Genomic DNA, 13,826 nt, shown 5'->3' with positions numbered 1-13,826 from the left:
TATTTGCGCCCTGGCCTGTAGAATGCCGCCATTGCACCTGATGAGAACGCACCCATGTACGACTGGCTCAATGCCCTGCCCAAGGCCGAACTGCACCTGCACCTGGAGGGCTCGCTGGAGCCCGAGTTGCTGTTCGCCCTGGCCGAACGCAACAAAATCGCGCTGCCGTGGAACGACGTCGAAACCCTGCGCAAGGCCTACGCCTTCAATAACCTGCAGGAGTTTCTCGACCTCTACTACAAGGGCGCCGATGTATTGCGCACCTCCCAGGATTTCTACGACCTGACCTGGGCCTACCTGCTGCGTTGCAAGGCGCAGAACGTGATCCATACCGAACCGTTCTTCGACCCGCAGACCCACACCGACCGGGGGATCCCGTTTGAAGTGGTGCTCAACGGCATCGCCAGCGCGCTCAAAGATGGCGAGCAGCAACTGGGCATCACCAGCGGCCTGATCCTCAGCTTCCTGCGCCACCTGAGCGAAGAGCAAGCGCAAAAAACCCTCGACCAGGCGCTGCCGTTCCGGGACGCGTTTGTCGCCGTAGGCCTGGACAGCTCGGAAATGGGCCACCCGCCAAGCAAGTTCCAGCGCGTATTCGATCGCGCCCGTGGCGAAGGTTTCCTGACCGTCGCCCATGCCGGTGAGGAAGGCCCGCCGGAGTACATCTGGGAAGCCCTCGACCTGCTGAAGATCCAGCGTATCGACCATGGTGTGCGCGCCATTGAAGACGAACGCCTGATGCAGCGGATCATCGACGAGCAGATCCCGCTGACCGTGTGCCCGCTGTCCAACACCAAGCTGTGCGTGTTCGACGACATGGCCCAGCACAACATCCTCGACATGCTTGAGCGTGGGGTGAAGGTCACGGTGAACTCGGATGACCCGGCGTACTTCGGCGGTTATGTCACCGAGAACTTCCACGCGCTGCACACCTCGCTGGGCATGACCCAGGACCAGGCCCGCCGCCTGGCGCAAAACAGCCTGGATGCACGCCTGGTCAAGCCCTGACCAAACCTTGTAGGGGCCGGTTTTCCGGCTCCTACAATGCCGCCATCCGGGCAATTTCCAGGCGCCCGGTCTCGGTGACCTGCAGTACGCTCGACTCATTGAGCACCGTCAGCCAGCGTGACTGCATGAACAACTGCAACAATCCCGCCCCCAATGCCCCGCCCAGGTGCGGTTGCTGCTCGCTCCAGTCAAAACAATCACAAGCCATCGTCGAGTAACTGTGTTGCGCCAGGGCCTGGGTGTAAATGCCACGCTCGGCCAATTGGCGTGCGCCCAACGGCGTCACGTGAAGCCGCTGTTCGAAGCGTTCAACCCACTTCGCCAGCACCATGCGTTGATAGAGTGCTGCCGCCATTTCACCCCCCAGATGGTCATGACAAAGCCGCGCCTGACGCAACGACGACGGTGCCAGCAAGGCCGCCACCGGCAGGCCGACTGCACTGCGCGCCACACTGGCCATGGTGGTACTGGCCAGCGCATCGACTGCCGCGCTCACATCGGCCGCCGCCATGCGAAAGAAGCGTTTGCGCCCCCGGGCTTCAATGCGCAGCAATCCACCCGCCGCCAATCGCGCCAGATGCGCATTGGCCGATGACGCGGATAACCCCGCCAGCATCGCCAGTTCTTCGGACGGCTTGGCCGAGCCGTCCATCAACGCCCAGATCATCGCGGCGCGTTTGGGGTCGGCCAGCAAGGTGGCGATCTGGCTGATGCAAGGTGCCTGTTCCATGTATTCACTCCCTGTAGATTCGTTGGTCTGCTCCATTTCGCGGAAAAGTATAAGTGTGTAAGCAGCAGATTCCGTGGCGTCTTACAGCCAAATCAGCGACAGCATTTGCCTGAAGTTTCCTGAATTCCCTGGGGTTATTACGTAGTCCCTTGCTGTTCAGGCAACTGCGCGCTCAACTTCCCACAACGTGCCACGAGCATTTCACGCAGGAGGTTGATCGGCTTACTCAACTGCGCGCGATGGGCGCACAGCAGATTGAGCGGTGTGCGCTCACCCTGCAGCTCCGGCAAGAGCAACCGCAGGCGGCCTGCCAGTACGTCGGCGCTGACATCCAGCCAGGACTTATAGGCAATCCCCACCCCGGCCACGGCCCAGCGCCGCACCACATCGGCATCGTCACTGAAGCGGTCACCGGTAACCGTCAGACTGATTTCCCGTTTGCCATCCTGAAAGCGCCAATGGTCATGCACTCGGCTACCGAGCATGTACAGCAGGCAGTTGTGCTGGGCCAGTTCCTCCAGGTGGCGCGGCTCGCCATGCCGGGCCAGGTAGCTGGGCGCGGCGCAGAGCACCCGGCGATTGTCCGGCGCGACCGGCAAGGCCACCAGGCTCGAATCCTCGGGTTCGCCATAGCGCAAGGCGATATCCACCGGCTGGCGGAACAGGTCGGCTATCCGGTCGCCCAGTAGCAGGCGCACACTTAATTGCGGGTGCTCGCGCTGAAATTCGTCCAGCCACGGCAACAGCAGGTTGCGGCCGAAGTCCGAAGGCGCCGACAGTTGCAAAACACCACTGACATGGTCCTGGCTGCTGGCCAGCAGGCGCCGGCCTTCATCCAGTTGGCTCAAGGCACCGCGGGCGTATTGCAAGAAACCCTCGCCCTCGGCAGTCAGGCGCAGGCTGCGAGTAGAACGTGCCAGCAAGCGCGCGCCCAATTGTTGCTCAATGCGTTTCAACGCTGCGCTGGCCACCGCCGCCGACATATCCATGACCCGTGCGGCGGCCGACAAACTCCCCAAATCCGCCGCACGTACGAACAACTGCAAATCATCAAAACGCAGCATGACCACCGCCCCGAGGGATTATCAAAAAACCATTGAAAGAGACTGCTCTTTTAGCGGGTTTTATCTGCAAGAGAAATAGCTAATGATCTAACCATCCCATTCCGCCCTTCCTGGAACTTGCCATGAAAGCCATCGCCTACTACGCCGCATTGCCGATCAACGACCCAAAGTCCCTGCAGGATATCCAGTTGCCTGAGCCGGTGGCCGGTCCGCGCGACCTGCTGGTAGAAGTCAAAGCCATCTCGGTCAACCCGGTGGATACCAAGATCCGCCAGAACGTCACCCCGGAAAACGGCGCGGCCAAAGTGCTGGGCTGGGACGTGGCCGGTGTGGTCAAGGCCGTGGGCAGTGAAGTGACGCTGTTCAAGGCCGGCGACAAAGTGTTTTATGCGGGCTCCCTGACCCGCCCGGGTGGCAACAGCGAACTGCACACCGTCGATGAGCGCATCGTCGGCCATATGCCCAAGAGCCTGGGGTTTGCCGAAGCCGCAGCCCTGCCGCTGACTGCCATCACCGCCTGGGAACTGCTGTTCGAGCGCTTGCAAGTGCCTGAAGGCAAGACCGATCAAGGCCAGAGCCTGCTGATTGTCGGCGCTGCCGGTGGCGTAGGTTCGATCCTCACCCAATTGGCGGCGCAACTCACCGCACTCAAGGTGATCGGCAGCGCCTCGCGCCCGCAAACCCAGGCCTGGGCCAAGGACCTGGGCGCTGACCTGGTAGTCGACCACAGCCAGCCACTGAGCGAAGAGCTCAAGCGCGTAGGCCACCCACAGGTGACCCACGTCGCCAGCCTGACCCAAACCGACCAGCACCTGGACCAGTTGGTCGAAGCGCTCGCGCCCCAAGGCAAACTGGCACTGATTGATGACCCCAAGTCGCTGGATGTGCTCAAGCTCAAGCGCAAGAGCCTGTCGCTGCACTGGGAATTCATGTACACCCGCTCGATGTTCGAGACTGCCGACATGATCGAGCAACACAACCTGCTCAATCGAGTGGCCGAGCTGATCGATGCCGGCACCCTGAAAACCACGGTGGGCGAGCACTTCGGCGTGATCAACGCAGAGAACCTGCGCCGCGCCCATGCTTTGCTGGAAAGCGGCAAGGCAAAGGGCAAGATTGTGCTGGAAGGCTTCTAAGAAGCGGGCTCTGTCAGTGTCGTCCGTTCCACCTGTGGGCAACGGACGGCACCGCTAGTCAGACACTTGATCCTTGTCATATTTTTGAGCGTCTTCGGGTTTATATTGGCCGCCTTTGCCACGCAATCTTTTACGTGAGGAAGTCAGCAATGAAGATCCTGATAAAAGCGTTAGCAAAATCCCAAGGCAACAAATGGCAGGTCCGCCTGGACCAGGACGCCTTTACCTTCCGCAGTGAAGCCGAGGCCCGCGCCTTCGCCAACACCCTGCAAAACCGGATCCAGGCGCCCCACCGGTTTCCCGAAAACCAGCAGCGCGCTACGGGCTGAAAAGACTGTCAGACCTGCGCTTGCAAGGCTCGCTGCCGCTGCAGGCGCTGGGTCCACATGGCCACCACTACCGCCAACACCCCGCACAGGCTGATGACGATCGACATCGGCATGGCCGTGCCGTCGTGCAATGCGCCGACCAACGATGCCGCACCCGCCGCCACACCAAACTGGATACAGCCCAGCAGTGCCGAGGCGCTGCCGGCCCGCGCGCCCTGGCCGTTCATGGCGCACGCCGAGGTATTGGGCATGATGCAGCCCAGGCTGGCGATACACAGGAACAGCGGCACCAGCAGCGGCCACAGTGCTTCGGTATGCAAGGCACTGACGGCCAGCAATGCCAGCGCTGCCGCGAGGTAAACCCATACCGTACGGGTCAGGAGAAAGGCCGGCCCGCGCTTGGACAGCAGCCGCGCATTGACCTGCGCCACCAGGATAAAGCCCGCGGCATTGGTGCCGAACAGCCAGCCATAATGCTCAGCCGGCACGCCGTACAGCTTGATAAAGACGAAAGGCGAACCGGCAATGTAGGCAAACATCCCGCCAATCGCGATGCCGCCGGTCACGGCATACCCCAGGTATACGCGGTCGGCCAGCAGGCGCCCGTACTGGCGCAACGCTCCGGACAGCGGCTGCCGAGGTTGATGGGCCGGAAAACTCTCCGGCAGACCGACAGCCACTGCCACACCCGCACCGACGCTGAACAGGGTCAACGCCAGGAAGATCGACTGCCAGCCCCACAGGCTGACCATCACCCCACCGAGCATCGGCGCCAGGATCGGCGCCAGCCCGACCACCAGCATCAACTGCGAAAAGACCTTGGCCGAACCCACCGCGTCGCACTTGTCGCTGACCACCGCCCGGGAAATCACCATGCCCGCACACCCGCCCAGGGCCTGGACGAAGCGCGCACCGATCAGCCACTCCAGGGACGGCGCATAGGCGCACGCCAGGGAGGCCAAGGTGAACAGGGTGACACCACTCAATAGCGGGACGCGCCGGCCAAAACGATCCGCCAGCGGCCCATAGATCAATTGACCGACCGCAAGCCCGGTGAAGTACACCGCCAGGGTCAACTGGATATGTTTTTCGTCGGTGCCGAACGCCACCGCCATGGCCGGGAAGCCCGGCAGATAAAAGTCGATGGCCAGCGGCGCAAATGCGCTCAAGGCCCCCAGAATGAGGAGTATGCGAAGGTTCATCAGGCACCCAAAAGAGTCGGCAGCCCGACAGTCTAGCCGCGCTTGGATGCCTTGAACATTACGATAGCTCGCTAACTATTAAATAATCAGGCGAGCTTGGCGCTGTAGCCTTCATCGGTAATCACGCGGATCACTTCTTCCGGCAACAAACGACTTTCCACCCCCACTTCCTTGGCGCCCAGATCGACCTTCACACTGGCTGCCGGGTCCAGGGCCTGAACGGCTTGGGTAACGGCACGAACGCAGTGGCCGCAGGTCATTCCTTCAACGCTGAATATTTGCATGACATGACTCCTTAAGTGAGGTTGCACCCAGTTTCATCCTTGCCACGATGGCAAGGTCAAGCGCCGAAAACAACAGCCGGGCTGGTATTCCCTGGCGGCGTCGGCCAAGCTGCAACCATCCACGATTTGAAACCCGGAGAATTCACCATGCGCTGGTCGCTTTTTGGCCTTGTGAGCCTGTTGAGCCTGTTCGCCGCCGCCTCCCAGGCCAGCGCGGCCGAGGATTATGCGGTGCTGATCATTTCCAGGGAGCGCCTGGAAGTCCCCACCAATTGCGAGATTGGCCTGTACGTCAATGACCAGTTGGCCGGACGGCTGTTCCAGGAGCAATCCACCTCGTTCAACTTCCCCGCAGGCCCGGTCTCACTGCGCCTCAAGCTACTGCCAGGCCAAGCCCCAGGCTGCCTGCCAGGATTGCTGGCGCCCAAAGCACAACACATCGAGTTGAAGGCCGGCGATGTGCGAAAACTGCGCATTGCCCAGGGTGCGGACGGCATGTACCTCAAGGCGGCAAAGCTGGGCTATTAATCCACGGCAGGCAAACAATGGAGCTTGACCTTCCCCTAAGGTCAAGGTTGATCCTACCGCTAACATTTCCCGGAAGACTGCCGCAAAGCGCAACCGCCGGCGCGAGATCTGCGCAAAATTGGGCAGCATCCATTCGGGCTGTTGTGTCCAACTGGTTCGGCCTGCTCGACCCGCTACGGACCCTGTCCAGCGCGGACATGGTGAGCAATGCGCTGCTGTTGAAACCTGGAAACCCAAGGATCTGGAGGATCACCGCCCATGAACATCGGTCTGGCAGCCCGGCAAAGCGGCTTGAGCGCCAAGATGATTCGCTATTACGAATCCATCAACCTGCTTAAACCGGCCAATCGCAGCGACAGCGGCTATCGCCTATATGGCCACGACGACCTGCACACCCTGGCATTCATCAAGCGTTCGAGGGATCTGGGGTTTTCCCTGGAGGAGGTCGGCAAGTTGCTGGAACTGTGGCAGGACCGGCAACGGGCCAGTGCCGACGTCAAGGCGTTGGCTCGCCAGCATATCGAAGAGTTGAACCACAAGATCCGCGAGTTGGGGCAGCTGCGCGATACATTGCAGGACCTGATGGAGCACTGCCAGGGCGATCACCGGCCGGACTGCCCGATTCTCAAGGAGTTGGCAGCGGGCGGTTGTTGCAAGTGACGGGGTATCACTGACCGCCCACAAAACCCAATGTGGGAGCCAGCTCCCACATTTACATTGCCAGTGACCTGAAGATCACTGCATCCAAGGCGGTGGCGGTTCTTCCGCCGGTTTGCCCGGTGGCGCATCATCCGCCGCACGGATCGCCTGGCGCCGCTCTTCGTCGAGCCGTGCCGCTTCGATCTCGCGCATCACGCCGCCCACATCCGCCAACTCTTCCGGCTCGTCGAACTCGCCGGTCAGCACGCTGGCCGGGTGCAAGGTGCCGGCTTCGTACAGCGCCCACATTTCCTTGGCGTACTTGGTGGTCTTCAATTCCGGGGCAAAGCGCCCGAAATACGACGCCATGTTGCCCACGTCCCGCTCCAGCATGGTGAATGCGTGGTTGTTACCCGCCGCATCCACCGCTTGCGGCAGGTCGATAATGACGGGGCCGGTCGGCGTCAACAGCACGTTGAACTCCGAAAGGTCACCGTGCACCAGGCCGGTACACAGCATCAGCACGATCTGCGAGATCAGGAAGGCGTGATACTCACGGGCCTGATCCGGTTCCAGGACCACGTCGTTCAGACGTGGCGCCGCGTCACCGTATTCATCGGCCACCAGCTCCATCAGCAACACGCCTTCGAGGAAGTCGTAGGGCTGGGGCACACGAACGCCCGCACCGGCCAGGCGAAACAGCGCCGCTACTTCGGCGTTCTGCCACGCGTCTTCGGTTTCTTTCTTGCCGAACTTGGAGCCCTTGGCCATGGCCCGGGCCTGTCGGCTGTTACGGACCTTGCGGCCTTCCTGGTATTCGGCCGCCTGACGAAAACTTCGTTTATTCGCCTCCTTGTAGACCTTGGCGCAACGTAACTCGTTGCCGCAGCGCACCACATAAACAGCTGCTTCTTTACCACTCATAAGTGGGCGCAGCACTTCGTCGACCAGACCGTCCTCGATCAGGGGTTCAATGCGTTTAGGAGTCTTCATCAGCTTTTATTGTGGGTCCTTTATTACCAAACACGCGTATGGCACTCGTTATACGGCAATCCTCGCACAGCGGGGAGAGGGTAACGAGCTTTGATCTGCTAAAGAATGCATCCAATATGCCAGATTAATCCGACAAAGCCGTTATTGCCCAAGGCGTTCGGATGATAGCCGAGATCAGCGCTCAATGATCGCTGTCACACCCTGCCCGCCCGCCGCGCAGATCGAGATCAGCCCGCGCCCCTTGCCCGCCGCATCCAGCAGCTTGGCCAGGTTGGCGACGATACGCCCACCGGTGGCGGCAAACGGGTGCCCGGCCGCCAGGGAGCTGCCCTTGACGTTAAGGCGGCTGCGGTCGATGGCGCCCAACGGCGCGTCCAGGCCCAGGCGGGTCTTGCAGTAATCGGCATCTTCCCAGGCCTTGAGCGTGCACAACACCTGGGCGGCGAAGGCCTCGTGAATTTCGTAGTAATCAAAATCCTGCAGTGTCAGGCCATTTCTCGCCAGCAGGCGTGGCACGGCATACACCGGCGCCATCAACAGCCCTTCGGCGCCGTTGACGAAATCCACCGCCGCCGCCTCGCCATCGCGCAGGTAGGCGAGGATCGGCAGGCCGCGTTCCTTGGCCCAGGCTTCGCTGCCCAACAACGCCAGGGACGCGCCATCGGTCAGGGGGGTGGAGTTGCCGGCGGTGAGGGTACCCTTTTCGCTGCGTTCAAAAGCCGGTTTGAGGCTGGCGAGTTTTTCCAGGGTCAGGTCCGGGCGCAGGTTATTGTCGCGGGTCAGGCCGAGAAACGGCGTGAGCAAATCGTTGTGCCAGCCCTCGGCGTAGGACGCGGCCATCTTCTGGTGGCTTTCCAGGGCCAGTTGGTCCTGTTCGGCGCGGGGAATCTGCCAGGTCTGCGCCATCAACTCGCAGTGCTGGCCCATGGACAGGCCGGTACGCGGCTCGCCATTGCGCGGCAGTTCCGGCTTGAGGTGTTGCGGACGAAGTTGTAACAAGACTTTTAATTTATCCGCCATGGATTTGCTGCGGTTGGCTTGCAGCAGGATCTTGCGCAACCCCTCATTGACGCCAATGGGCGCGTCGGAGGTGGTGTCGACGCCGCCGGCAATCCCGCATTCGATCTGCCCCAGGGCAATCTTGTTGGCCACCAGCAGCGCCGCTTCCAGCCCGGTGCCACAGGCCTGTTGAATGTCATAGGCCGGGGTTTGTGGCGACAGGCGCGAGCCCAGCACGCATTCGCGGGTCAGGTTGAAATCCCGCGAGTGCTTGAGCACTGCACCTGCGGCTACCTCGCCCATGCGCAGACCGTGCAGGTTGTAGCGCTCGATCAAACCTTCCAGGGCGGCGGTCAACATGGCCTGGTTACTCGCTGTGGCGTAGGGGCCATTGGAACGAGCGAAGGGGATACGATTACCGCCAATGATCGCGACGCGGCGCAACTGAGTCATGTAAAGCTCCCTGAAGGTGGTAGGTGCAATCCTGAGCCTAGACTAGGAACGACTGTCACCGATTGATGGTCCACCCTTTGAACCCCAGCAGCCGGAGAGCGTTCCATGTCTGACCGTTATATCGACTTCGCCAACTCAAGCCTCGGCCACCGCCTGGTCTCGGCCATTGGCCTGCCGTCCCCGGTACGCCTGGAGCGCTGGCAAGCCGGGCGCCTGCGTCCGGTGGACGGCGCCCTGCTGTTGGGCGGCGGCCCGCTCGCGGCCCAGGTTCAGGGGTTTGCCAATAAACTCACCGAGGCCATCTACAGCTACGGCCCCGAACCGTTGCAGGCCACGCCGTGGATTCCCGGGCATGGCCCCAAGCTCAAGGCGGTGCTGTTCGACGCCAGCCACTTGCAGCACACCGACCAACTCAAGCAACTGCGCGAATTCTTTCAGCCGCTGCTGAAAAATCTCGACCACAGCGCACACTTGGTGATTCTCGGCCGCGCCCCGGAAAGCCTCGACGAGCCGTTTGCCGCCAGCGCCCAGCGCGCCCTCGAAGGCTTCAGCCGGTCCCTGGCCAAGGAGCTGCGCAACGGCGGCACCCTGCAACTGCTGTATGTCGCAGAAGGCGCCGAGGATCAGTTGGAAGGTGCGCTGCGGTTTTTCCTCTCGCCGAAAAGTGCCTATATCAGCGGCCAAGTGCTGCGCCTGAGCGCCTGCCCGACCCAGGTGCACGACTGGACGCGCCCGCTGGCCGGGCGCAAGGCCCTGGTGACCGGAGCTGCCCGTGGCATCGGCGCGTCGATTGCCGAAACCCTGGCGCGCGACGGTGCCGAAATTGTGTTGCTGGATGTGCCGCAAGCCAAGGCCGATCTCGACGCCCTCGCCGCACGGTTGGGCGGGCGTGGCATTGCCTTGGATATCTGCGCCGATGACGCGGCCACGCAATTGATCGAGCAATTGCCGGACGGCATCGACATTGTGGTGCACAACGCTGGCATCACCCGCGACAAGACCCTGGCCAATATGACCCCGGAATACTGGGACGCGGTGCTGGCGGTCAATCTCAACGCCCCGCAAGTGTTGACCAAGGCCCTGCTCGACAGCGGCACCCTGCACGACAATGGCCGCGTGGTATTGCTCGCGTCCATCAGCGGCATCGCTGGCAATCGCGGGCAAACCAACTACGCCGCGAGCAAGGCCGGGCTGATCGGCCTGGCCCAAGCCTGGGCGCCGTTGCTGGCGCAACGCGGCATCAGCATCAACGCGGTGGCACCGGGCTTTATCGAGACCCAGATGACTGCGCATATTCCCTTCGCCTTGCGTGAAGCCGGGCGACGCATGAGCTCCCTGGGCCAGGGCGGCCTGCCGCAGGACGTTGCCGAAGCAGTGGCCTGGCTAGGCCAGCCAGGCTCGGGGGCGGTCAGTGGTCAGGCGTTGCGGGTGTGCGGGCAAAGCCTGCTGGGAGCATAACGATGCTGTGGCACACATTACCCAGCAGCCCGGCGCTGCCACCGTTGTACTGGCGCGCCGCACTCAAGCGCAAAATCACCGGTACCACCCTGCCCGACTTTGGGCTGCACTGCCGGGTGCAGGTCAATCCCGAGGCAGTGGCGGCCTATCGCAAGGTCTGCGGGTTTGCCGACAGCCCAATGCTGCCGGCGACCTATCCGCACATCCTGGCGTTCGGCCTGCAGTTGCAGTTGCTGACAGCCCGGGAATTTCCTTTCCCACTGTTGGGGCTGGTGCATCTGAGCAACCGTATCCGCGTACTCCGCCCCATGGGCGGGGTCAGCGAGGTGCGGGTCAGTGTGCATACGCGCAACCTGCAACCCCATGCCAAGGGTGCGACCTTTGACTTGATCACCACCGTCGAGGATTCCCTGGGCTTGCTGTGGGAAGGCGAAAGTCGAATGCTCTGTCGTGGGGTGAAACTCGAGGGGGAGACGCCGGAGCAATCCCTGCCAACAACTAATACCGTCAGCGAACTGACCCGCTGGCAGGCGCCGTCCGACATCGGTCGGCGGTACGCCCGAGTATCCGGCGACTACAACCCGATCCACTTGAGCGCCCTCACTGCCAAGCTGTTCGGCTTCCCCCAGGCGATCGCCCATGGGCTGTGGAACAAGGCGCGCACCGTCGCGGCCCTGCATGAACATCTGCCGGCGGCGAATATCGAGATCTACGTTGAGTTCAAGAAACCTGTGCGGCTGCCTGGACAGGTCATCTTGTTAAGCAGTGCCCCCGGCTCCGGCGGCGAGTTGCAACTCAAGGGCGATGGCGACATCGAACATATGCTCGGGAATTGGCAGCTGATTGCCTGAAACCGGGGTAATTTGCTGATTAATTGTATATATACACCCTAAGTTATAGCGGGTCATTGGTAGCCCGCAAGCTTATTTAAGCCATTGATTTAAAACACATCACCCCAAACAAAAAGCCGTCTTATATACCTTTGGTATTAGTCACCAAGACGAATAAACCTGCCTGTATATAAATCGTTAATACCAAGTTGAGCGTTGCGACAAAGAGTACCGAGGACTGTTATAGCCACAACGGACGCATGTATTGCTCGCTGAAGAACGGGCGGACTAGCGAAACCAACAAAGGCTGTACCAGGTGCTAAGGAACTCATCATGAAAACTCAAGTCGTGTTGTGGAAGGCAAGTACTGCATTGGCCCTTATTCTGGCGATGAGCCTGGGAGGCTGCAGCAGTGGTGGTGGCGGTCATAAGAGCAGCGTCGCATCCTCCTCCCCGGATGCCGGTGCCGGTACCGGCGGTGGTGATGGTGGTGGCACTGGCGGCGGCACTGGTGGCGGTACCGGCGGTGGCACTGGCGGCGGCACTGGTGGCGGTACCGGTGGTGGCACTGGCGGCGGCACTGGTGGCGGTACCGGCGGTGGCACTGGCGGCGGCACAGGTGGCGGTACCGGCGGTGGCACTGGCGGCGGCACTGGTGGCGGTACCGGCGGCGGCACTGGCGGCGGCACAGGTGGCGGTACTGGCGGCGGCACTGGCTCGACCACCAGCCCCTTGGTCACTGGGCAGATTGCAGCCAACCTGGGCGACACGCTCGGCAATGTCGGCACAGCCATTGGTGGCATCGGCACAACCGTTGGCGGCGTTCCAGTAGTCGGCACTACGGCAGGTGGCCTGGTGACCAGCGTGGGCACCGCAGTCGGCAGCATCGGCACTGGCGTCGGCGATGGCCTGGGTTCCCTGGGCACTAACAGCAACTCCCTGGGCGTTACCGTGGCCGGCGTGGCCAACGGCGTTGCCGACCTGGGCACCGGGGTTTCGAACACCGGTAAAACCCTGTCGACCACCTTGGGCGGTATCCCAGTAGTCGGCGGCCTTACTGGCGGCGTCGGTGGGGCCGCCGGTGGCCTAGTGGATAAAGTCGGCCAGGCGGTCACCATGCTCGGCGATACCTTGAGCACTGCCAGCACCACCGGTCCCCTGGGATCGGTCACCAACACCCTGGGCGGCAAAGTGCTGGTGCCTGTGGTCTCGCTGGTGGAAAACACCACGGGCAATCTGGGCAAAGCCACTGGCCTGGGCAACCCGGTCAACGGCCTGCTGGATAAAGTCGGTTCTACCGCCACCGGCCTCGGCACCCAGGTGGCAGGCGCAGGTGGCACAGGCAACCCGGTGACCGGTGCCCTGGGCACGGTACTCGGCGGTGTCGGTGCGGTAGCAGGCACTGCAGGTGGTTATGTCGCACCGTCTGCCGGAACCGGCAGTGGCAGCGCCCCAGCCTCCGGTCTGCCTGAACTGGTGGGCGGCCTGGTGGCCAACGTCGGTAACGGCCTGAATGCGGGCAACACCAACGGTACCGTCAGCGCGGGCGGTGTGGCAGGTGGCGCATTGGGCAATACGGTGGCTTCGCTCGGCACAGTGATCGGTGGCAACGGCGTCGCCAACACGGCGGCAACCGCACCGGTCGCAGGTCTTGCGAACAATGTGGGCGCGGCGCTGAACCCTGTGACTTCAGGTATCAGCAGCCTGACCCAAAACATCGGTACCACTACCGGCATCGGTGCACCGGTCAATGGCCTGGTGACTCAAGTAAGCGGCGCAGTCAGCGGCCTCGGCGGCAACATCACCGCAGCCAATGCCAACCCGATCACCAACACCGTGGGTCAGACCGTCAACGCAGTCGGTGGAGTGGTCTCCTCAGTGGGTGGCCTGGTCACCGGCGGCACCAGCGGCAGTGGCGGTGGCCTGCTCGGCGGCCTGAACATCAACGCCAACGCCACGGCGTCTGGATCGGCCACTGCAAACACCGGCGTAGGCGGCCTGCTCAAGGGCCTGACCGGCAAATAGAAGAATTGCACCTGGCCATTAGACGGCCTCCCCTACAGCGCCTACGCTTGGTTGAGACGAGAGATTCCAATGGGTCTCTCGTCTTTTTTATTGGACTCCCAACCGCGTCCAAGAGCCCGGTGGGAACCTGCGAAATGCCGCTGCAGTT

At 62.1% G+C, this 13,826-nt stretch carries 14 protein-coding genes; 8 read left to right on the top strand and 6 right to left on the bottom strand.

Annotated elements, in window-relative coordinates:
• Window positions 1-54 precede the first annotated feature (54 nt).
• Window positions 55-1,008 carry an adenosine deaminase gene (locus HBO24_RS16665; protein WP_032859755.1) on the top strand — a complete coding sequence of 318 codons (954 nt, stop codon included), beginning with the start codon at window positions 55-57 and terminating at the stop codon, window positions 1,006-1,008.
• Between the two features lie 31 nt (window positions 1,009-1,039).
• Here HBO24_RS16665 and HBO24_RS16660 read toward each other — a convergent pair whose 3' ends face one another.
• Both HBO24_RS16660 and HBO24_RS16655 read right to left on the bottom strand, forming a co-directional pair.
• The gene (locus tag HBO24_RS16660; protein WP_170060016.1) at window positions 1,040-1,738 is read right to left on the bottom strand and encodes a helix-turn-helix transcriptional regulator; all 699 of its coding nucleotides are present in this window, start codon (window positions 1,736-1,738) and stop codon (window positions 1,040-1,042) included.
• Window positions 1,739-1,875: 137 nt separating this feature from the next.
• Window positions 1,876-2,802 (bottom strand): LysR family transcriptional regulator, encoded by a 927-nt coding sequence (locus tag HBO24_RS16655; RefSeq protein WP_169959856.1) that lies wholly within the window; start codon window positions 2,800-2,802, stop codon window positions 1,876-1,878.
• Between the two features lie 122 nt (window positions 2,803-2,924).
• On the opposite strand from HBO24_RS16655, the gene HBO24_RS16650 reads away from it, so the two are divergent.
• Together HBO24_RS16650 and HBO24_RS16645 are read left to right on the top strand one after the other, a co-directional pair.
• Entirely contained in the window at window positions 2,925-3,938 is a 1,014-nt protein-coding gene (locus HBO24_RS16650; protein ID WP_057437646.1) for a zinc-binding alcohol dehydrogenase family protein, read from the top strand.
• Between the two features lie 149 nt (window positions 3,939-4,087).
• The gene (locus HBO24_RS16645) at window positions 4,088-4,267 is read left to right on the top strand and encodes a hypothetical protein (protein WP_057437642.1); all 180 of its coding nucleotides are present in this window, start codon (window positions 4,088-4,090) and stop codon (window positions 4,265-4,267) included.
• An 8-nt stretch (window positions 4,268-4,275) separates the two neighbouring features.
• On the opposite strand, the gene HBO24_RS16640 is transcribed toward HBO24_RS16645, so the two are convergent.
• On the bottom strand, window positions 4,276-5,469 hold the full coding sequence (locus HBO24_RS16640) for a multidrug effflux MFS transporter (protein WP_057437641.1): 1,194 nt from the start codon (window positions 5,467-5,469) through the stop codon (window positions 4,276-4,278).
• Between the two features lie 86 nt (window positions 5,470-5,555).
• Entirely contained in the window at window positions 5,556-5,753 is a 198-nt protein-coding gene (locus HBO24_RS16635; protein ID WP_057437639.1) for a cation transporter, read from the bottom strand.
• A 147-nt stretch (window positions 5,754-5,900) separates the two neighbouring features.
• Between HBO24_RS16635 and HBO24_RS16630 the strand changes: the two genes are divergently transcribed.
• Entirely contained in the window at window positions 5,901-6,281 is a 381-nt protein-coding gene (locus HBO24_RS16630; protein WP_170060015.1) for a hypothetical protein, read from the top strand.
• A gap of 258 nt (window positions 6,282-6,539) precedes the next feature.
• A complete protein-coding gene (cueR, locus tag HBO24_RS16625; RefSeq protein WP_057437636.1) occupies window positions 6,540-6,941 on the top strand; it encodes a Cu(I)-responsive transcriptional regulator in 402 nt (133 codons plus the stop codon).
• Window positions 6,942-7,016: 75 nt separating this feature from the next.
• On the opposite strand, the gene HBO24_RS16620 is transcribed toward cueR, so the two are convergent.
• Both HBO24_RS16620 and HBO24_RS16615 read right to left on the bottom strand, forming a co-directional pair.
• Window positions 7,017-7,913: a PA4780 family RIO1-like protein kinase gene (locus HBO24_RS16620; RefSeq protein WP_029297573.1), complete on the bottom strand. Its 897-nt coding sequence runs from the start codon at window positions 7,911-7,913 to the stop codon at window positions 7,017-7,019.
• A gap of 174 nt (window positions 7,914-8,087) precedes the next feature.
• Complete coding sequence (locus HBO24_RS16615; RefSeq protein ID WP_170060014.1) at window positions 8,088-9,365, bottom strand: acetyl-CoA C-acetyltransferase; 1,278 nt, start codon at window positions 9,363-9,365, stop codon at window positions 8,088-8,090.
• Window positions 9,366-9,470: 105 nt separating this feature from the next.
• Between HBO24_RS16615 and HBO24_RS16610 the strand changes: the two genes are divergently transcribed.
• The 3 genes from HBO24_RS16610 to HBO24_RS16600 all read left to right on the top strand — a co-directional run bounded on the left by HBO24_RS16610 (window position 9,471) and on the right by HBO24_RS16600 (window position 13,678).
• Window positions 9,471-10,823 (top strand): 3-oxoacyl-ACP reductase, encoded by a 1,353-nt coding sequence (locus tag HBO24_RS16610; RefSeq protein ID WP_057437632.1) that lies wholly within the window; start codon window positions 9,471-9,473, stop codon window positions 10,821-10,823.
• A gap of 2 nt (window positions 10,824-10,825) precedes the next feature.
• Window positions 10,826-11,674, top strand: coding sequence for a MaoC/PaaZ C-terminal domain-containing protein (locus tag HBO24_RS16605; protein WP_170060013.1), 849 nt, complete (start codon window positions 10,826-10,828; stop codon window positions 11,672-11,674).
• 312 nt (window positions 11,675-11,986) lie between these two features.
• Window positions 11,987-13,678, top strand: a complete 1,692-nt coding sequence (locus tag HBO24_RS16600) for a collagen-like triple helix repeat-containing protein (protein ID WP_170044507.1) — start codon at window positions 11,987-11,989, stop codon at window positions 13,676-13,678.
• Window positions 13,679-13,826: the final 148 nt, after the last annotated feature.

Origin of the sequence: Pseudomonas sp. WS 5410 (genome assembly GCF_012985645.1) — a bacterium.
Lineage (GTDB): Bacteria > Pseudomonadota > Gammaproteobacteria > Pseudomonadales > Pseudomonadaceae > Aquipseudomonas > Aquipseudomonas shahriarae.
Note: the sequence above shows the minus strand (reverse complement) of the source record. Positions and strands in the feature narration are given on the sequence as shown.